The following is a 1,066-nucleotide window of genomic DNA, read 5'->3' as shown; positions in this document are numbered from 1 at the left end:
CACTCGCCAGGATCTTCCCCGACCGGCTTCCATTCTGATAAACTACAAACGTTAGTAAGTCACCTCTGGCTTACACAAAAATCGTGACAGGCTCGGTCGGTGGAGAACTTGAACGTCTCGATCCGATGCGGCTGGATGTTCCACTTCCGCCAAATCCGGGCCACCGTGGCGAACGAGATGCCCAGCCGGGCCGCCAACAGGCGCGACGACCAATGCGTCACCCCCAATTCCGGCGGCGGTTTCCCCTTATCCGCCAAGGTCTCCGCCAACACCGCCACCTCGTCAATCTCCGGCGCCCGACCCGGCCGCGGCAAATCACCCAACCCGCCGATACCAGCCCGCTCGTAGCGGTCACGCCACTTCAACACCGTCGGCCTCGTCGAGCCAGTCCGCACAGCAATCTCAGTGTTAGAAACACCATCAGCAGCAAGCAACACGATCCTCGCCCGCTGCACAAGCCCAGCCGAAGCCGTCGTCGACCTCGTCACAGCCCGAAGCCGTTCCCGATCACCATCACGCAACTCCAACGCCGAGGCCACATACATGACACCGACTCTCTCAACACCACAGACGTAAATCAATCAACGACACGCGACACTAGCCGTGTGCGGTAGGACCGCATGCACGGTTTGACGGGCGGGAGTTGGAAACGGAACCACGGTCAGGCCACCGGCCACCGAGAAGAACAGCCACCGGGAACCAGGCGGCCACCACAGGCTCCGTGCCCCACCGCCGATCAATGGAATCCCGCCAGCTGCCCACCCTCCTGCTTTGATCTCATCGCTTTCGATTCGGGGTTTGGCGTCTCCTGAGGCGGCGGGAGTTGGGTGCATGGCAGTGTCAGCGCCCGGACCATGATGCGGTGAGTCCGGGTGCTGGCGCTGTGGGGTTATGCGGCTTGTTGGTATCTGGGTGGGGTGGTGTGTGCGAGGTTGCGCATGGGTTTTCGTTCTTTGCCGATCCAGGGTGGTGGGATGAATTCGGGTAGATGCCCGTTCATTCGTACTTCGTAAGAGTCGGCATGGGGCGCGGTTCCCGGGTTTCGTCGGGTCGTTTCCCCATGCCG

General features: G+C 61.6%; 1 protein-coding gene. It reads right to left on the bottom strand.

Annotation, left to right across the window (positions count from 1 at the left end):
- Window positions 1-59: 59 nt before the first annotated feature.
- On the bottom strand, window positions 60-545 hold the full coding sequence (locus A3CU_RS48275; protein WP_063628954.1) for an IS630 family transposase: 486 nt from the start codon (window positions 543-545) through the stop codon (window positions 60-62).
- Window positions 546-1,066: the final 521 nt, after the last annotated feature.

It is taken from the genome of Amycolatopsis taiwanensis DSM 45107 (assembly GCF_000519205.1).
Taxonomy (GTDB): domain Bacteria; phylum Actinomycetota; class Actinomycetes; order Mycobacteriales; family Pseudonocardiaceae; genus Amycolatopsis_E; species Amycolatopsis_E taiwanensis.
The sequence above is the reverse complement of the archived record's forward strand: the minus strand, read 5'-3'. Positions and strand labels throughout refer to the sequence as shown.